Annotated in this window: 5 protein-coding genes and 3 pseudogenes; all 8 read left to right on the top strand. The window is 71.5% G+C overall.

Translation table 11 applies throughout. From position 1 onward, the window contains the following. The first annotated feature begins 322 nt into the window (after positions 1–322). A pseudogene (locus tag x551_RS18485) lies at positions 323–882 on the top strand (cytochrome b). 28 nt (positions 883–910) lie between these two features. Then, a pseudogene (locus x551_RS18480) lies at positions 911–1494 on the top strand (YceI family protein). 71 nt (positions 1495–1565) lie between these two features. Then, a complete protein-coding gene (locus x551_RS18475) occupies positions 1566–2144 on the top strand; it encodes a YceI family protein (protein ID WP_036235284.1) in 579 nt (192 codons plus the stop codon). A gap of 56 nt (positions 2145–2200) precedes the next feature. Continuing rightward, on the top strand, positions 2201–2797 hold the full coding sequence (locus tag x551_RS18470; protein WP_036235280.1) for a YceI family protein: 597 nt from the start codon (positions 2201–2203) through the stop codon (positions 2795–2797). A gap of 133 nt (positions 2798–2930) precedes the next feature. Next, positions 2931–4241, top strand: a complete 1311-nt coding sequence (locus x551_RS18465) for a hypothetical protein (RefSeq protein ID WP_051495895.1) — start codon at positions 2931–2933, stop codon at positions 4239–4241. A gap of 22 nt (positions 4242–4263) precedes the next feature. After that, positions 4264–4488 (top strand): hypothetical protein, encoded by a 225-nt coding sequence (locus tag x551_RS27640; protein WP_253950414.1) that lies wholly within the window; start codon positions 4264–4266, stop codon positions 4486–4488. Then, positions 4431–4649, top strand: coding sequence for a hypothetical protein (locus tag x551_RS27635; protein ID WP_343252157.1), 219 nt, complete (start codon positions 4431–4433; stop codon positions 4647–4649). Before x551_RS27640 ends, x551_RS27635 begins: the two co-directional genes overlap by 58 nt. Continuing rightward, positions 4586–4896 (top strand): annotated as a pseudogene (locus tag x551_RS27630) (AAA family ATPase); the annotation flags it as partial. The gene x551_RS27635 and the pseudogene x551_RS27630, both read left to right, overlap by 64 nt.

Here is a 4896-nt window from a genome sequence, read left to right as displayed (position 1 = left end):
CGTAGCAGGCCAGCCGCAGGCCGTCGTCGGTGAGCGCCGCGCAATCGGCCAGCGCGGGCGCCGCTGCCTCCTGCGCCGACACGACAGCCCAGGGCCAGGCCAGCAGCAGGACGGAGAGGGCGGTCGACTTCATGGGCAGTGGCCAGGCGGCTCGGGTCGGGGAGGCCGGCCGATTCTGCGGGACGGCAGCGATCCGGGCAGGGGCACGGGGGCTTGGCGCATCAAACTCTTGCATTTTTTTGAAGTAACGCGACAAGCCCTGTGAACTTGCGGGCCCCAAACAATCACTACAGTGCGTGCACTTCGACGCCCCGATTCCTGCATGAGCCTGCCGACCGTCAGCCCCCACTACTCCGCCCCCGCGATCGCGCTGCACTGGCTGCTGGCGCTGGCCATCCTGGGCAGCATGGGCCTGGCTGGTACATGAGCGACCTGCCGTTCTCGCCGCAGCGCCTGAAGTTCTACAACTGGCACAAGTGGGCCGGCATCACGATCCTGGCGCTGTCGCTGCTGCGCCTGCTGTGGCGCCTGACGCACCGCCCGCCGGCGCTGCCGGCACCGATCGCCACCGCGATGCCGTCATGGCAGCTGCGGACCTACCACGCCACCCACCACCTGATGTACCTGCTGTTCTTCGCGGTGCCGCTGGTCGGCTGGGCCTACAGCTCGATGGCCGGCTTCCCGATCGTGTGGTTCGGCGTGCTGCCGCTGCCCGACTTCGTGCCGGTCGACAAGGAACTGGCCAAGCTGGTGAAGCCGGTCCACGCGATCCTGGCCTACACGCTGCTGGCGCTGGTGGTGCTGCACGTGGCGGCCGCCCTGAAGCACCAGTTCGTCGACCGCGACGGCCTGCTGGACCGCATGCGGCCGCGCCGCGCCTGATGGATCGATCGATTTCCGAGGACCCCGCATGAGAAGACGCTTCACGCTCCCCCTGATGTTGCTGGCCGTCGCCGGCGTGGTGGCCGCCGCCCCGGCGCATGCGCAGGCCCCCACCGCGAAGTTGCTGCCGGCGCAGAGCGAGATCGGCTTCGTCAGCAAGCAGATGGGCGTGCCGGTGCAGGGCCAGTTCAAGAAGTTCGACGCCCAGGTCGCCTTCGACCCGAAGCAGCCCGCGAACGGCAAGATCGCCTTCGCGATCGACACCGGCAGCGCCACCATCGGCGACCGCGACACCGATGCGAGATGAAGAAGGGCGACTGGTTCGACACGGCCAAGTTCCCGCAGGCCACCTTCCAGTCCACCGCGATCAAGGCGCTGGGCGGCGGCAAGTTCGAGGTGACCGGCAAGCTCGCGATCAAGGGCAGCAGCCGCGACGTGCTGGTGCCGGTCACGCTCACCCAGGCCGGCGGCACCAGCACCGCCACCGGCGCCTTCGCCATCAAGCGCCTGGAGTTCAAGATCGGCGCCGGCGACTGGGGCGACACCTCGATGGTCGCCGACGAAGTGCAGGTGAAGTTCAAGCTCGCGCTGACCGGCGTGGGCGCGCTCTGACCGGCGCGGCCCCGGCGCCGTTTTCCTCCCTCCCGTTTCCCAACCCCACTCTCCAGGACCCCCGCATGAGCATGAAGAAGCCCTTCCTCGCCGCCGCCACCGCTGCCGCCCTCGCCTGCCTCGCCGGTGGCGCGCAGGCCCAGAGCGCGAGCTACGCGATCGACCCCGGCCACACCTTCGTGACCTTCGAGGTGCTGCACTTCGGCACCTCCACCGCACGCGGCCGCTTTGACAAGAAGGAAGGCACGGTGCAGTTCGACCGCGCCGGCAAGACCGGCAAGGTGGAGATCAGCATCGACACCGCGTCGATCAACACCGGCGTCGCGGCCTTCGACAACCACCTGCGCAACGCCGACTTCTTCAACGCGGCGATGTTCCCGACCGCCAAGTTCGTCTCCGACAAGTTCGTCTTCAGCGGCGACAAGGTCAGTGAAGTGAGCGGCACGCTGACGCTGCTGGACAAGAGCCAGCCGGTCACGCTGAAGGCGGCCAACTTCAACTGCTACGAGAACCCGCGCCTCAAGCGCGAGGTCTGCGGCGGCGACTTCGAGACCACCTTGCAGCGCAGCCAGTTCGGCATGAACTACGGCCTGCCCAACATTCCCGACAGCGTGCGCCTGACGGTGCAGATCGAGGCGGTGAAGCAGTAAGAGTCAGCATGGCCGTCGGGGGCCGTGCGCGGCCCCCACCCCAGGCCCCCCGCCGCATGCGCGCCCTCCCCGCTGCCTCCCTGACGCTCGCCCTGTCGAGCCTGGCCCTTGCCGCCACGCCGGCGGCGGCCGAACCGGCGCGCTACACCCTCGACCCGGCGCACAGCTGGGTGCAGTTCGAGCTGTCGCACTTCGGCACCTCGACGATCCGCGGGCGGCTGGGCCCGGCCGAGGGCAGCGTGAGCCTGGACCCCGGGGCGGGCCGCGGCGAGATCGGCGTGACGATCCCGATGGCCTCGGTGAGCACCGGCCTCGCGGCGTTCGACAAGCACCTGCGCGACGCCGAGCTGCTGTCGACCACCGAGCACCCGACCGCCTGGTTCGTCTCGCGCGACCTGCGCTTCGACGCCGGCCGGCTCACCGAACTGCGCGGCGAGCTGACGCTGCGCGGCGTGAGCCGCGGCCTGACCCTCACCGCGACGCGCTACGCCTGCCACCGCCACCCGGTGCTGCAGCGCGAGGTCTGCGGCGGCGACTTCGAGGGCCGCATCCGGCGCAGCGACTTCGGCATCGACTACGGCCTGCCCTTCGTGCGGGACGAGGTGACGCTGCGGGTGCAGGTGGAAGGCGTGCGCAGCGACCCGGCGCCCTGAACCGGGCCGGCCCCGCTCGGGGGCGATCCCCCTCGACGGTGGGAGGGCCGAAGTCGCACACTCGCGAGAACATCGCGACCGCGCCGCGCACCCTGCGCCGCGCGCCTGCCCTGCTCCTGCGAGGACCTCCGCCATGACCACCTCTGCCCCCTCCTTCCGCGGCCCGCGTCGGCCGCTCGTTCCGTTCGCCACCGCGCTGGCCCTGTGCGCCGGCGTGGCCGGCGCTCAGCAGCCTGCCCCCAAGGGGCCGTCCAAGCCGCCGGTCGCGCAGGCCTGGATCGACGTCGCCACCTTCAGCGGCCTGGGGGCCGGCCTCGGCGGCCTGGGCGGCGGCGGCGGCAACAATCCGCTGTCGGCGCTGGGTGGCCTGTTCGGCGTGGGCGGAGGCGCCACCGTGCCCTTCCTGTCGACGCAGTCCGGCGGCAGCGGCGGCCGCTACATGGACGTCACGCTCGCGACGCGCGCCAACCCACAGCTCGCTGAGGGCACGCAGGCGCTGCCGGCCGGGCTGCAGCTCGGCCCGGCAATCAAGCTGCTGTCGCCGAAGGACGCGAAGCCGGTACCTGGCGACGACGGCGACGAGCGCGTCGAGGAGCCGTCCGAGAAGCCCAAGGGCCGGCTGCTGCTGTACTGGGGCTGCGGCGACACCGTGCGCGCCGGCCAGCCGCGCGTGCTCGACGTCGCCAAGCTCAAGCCCGAGGACGTGGCCAAGTTCTTCATCTCGCGCCGCGCCACGCAGCGCGGCGCGCACAGCGCCACCGGCCGGCCGCACTGGCCCAACCCGAGCGAGGGCAAGCGCGTGCCCGACGGCGGCTCGCTGGTCGGCGAGCACGAGTTCAAGGGCCAGGGCGTGCCCGAAGGCTTCAAGTTCGCGATCCCGGCGGCCAACGACCTGATGCCGGCGCTGACGCTCACCACTGCCGACAAGGCCGGCGCCACCGCGCTGGAGTGGAACGCGCTGCCGACCGCGCGCGGCTATTTCGCCGGGGCCTTCGCCGGCAGGGGCGAGCAGGCCGACGGCGCCAGCGAGATGGTGATCTGGACCTCGAGCGAGCTGCCCGACACCGGCTTCGGCCTGTTCGACTACCAGACCAATCCGGCCGTCGAGCGCTGGGTCAAGGAGCGCGTGCTGCTCGCACCGACCACCACCCGCTGCACCGTGCCCAAGGGCGTGCTGCCGGCCGAGGGCTCGTTCCTGCGGCTTATCGCCTACGGCCCCGAGTTGAACCTCGCGCACCCGCCGCGCCCGGCCGACCCCAAGGCGGTGTGGGAGCCGCAGTGGGCGGTGAAGCTGCGCGTCAAGTCGATGACCACCGCGATGCCCGGCATGCCCTCGATGGGCGACGTGATGAAGGGCGAGGGCGGCACCGCGCCCGGCACGCCGCCGGCCGAGGAGAAGAAGCCCGGCGCACTCGATCTGCTGCGCGGCGTGCTCGGCCGCTGAGCGCCGCCGTCAGAATGGGGGCATGGATGCCCACGCCCCTGCTCCGGACCCGGCGCGCCTGCGCGCACTGATCGACTGGCTCGAACACGGCCTGCTCGAACGCGAGGCCGCCGTGCGACTCGCGCTGCTGGCTGCGCTGGCCGGCGAGCACGTGCTGCTGGTCGGCCCGCCCGGCACGGCCAGAGCGCGCTGGCGCGGCGGCTGCAGCACGCCTTCGAGGGCGCACGCTGGTTCGAGCGGCTGCTGACGCGCTTCTCGGTCCCGGAAGAACTGTTCGGACCGCTGTCGCTGAAGGCGCTGGAGGACGACCGCTACGAGCGCCTGACCGAGGGCTACCTGCCACCGCCGGCATCGCCTTCCTCGACGAGGTGTTCAAGGCCAACTCGGCGATCCTCAACGCACTGCTGACCCTGCTGAACGAACGCGAGTTCGACAACGGCTGCGAGCGCATGCAGACGCCGCTGGTGTGCGTGGTCGGCGCCACCAACGAGGTGCCGGCCGACGAATCGCTGCAGGCCTTCTACGACCGCTTCCTGCTGCGCGTTCCGGTGCAGCCGGTCAGCGACGCCGGCTTCGCCGCGCTGCTGGGGCTGGACGACAGTGCGCCGGGCGGCCTGCGGCCGATCACGCCCGCCGAGCGGGCCGCGATCACGGC

The sequence above is a fragment of the Methylibium sp. T29 genome, from assembly GCF_000576205.1.
In the GTDB taxonomy this organism is placed as follows: domain Bacteria; phylum Pseudomonadota; class Gammaproteobacteria; order Burkholderiales; family Burkholderiaceae_C; genus Methylibium; species Methylibium petroleiphilum.
This window is presented reverse-complemented; position numbering and strand designations above follow the sequence as displayed.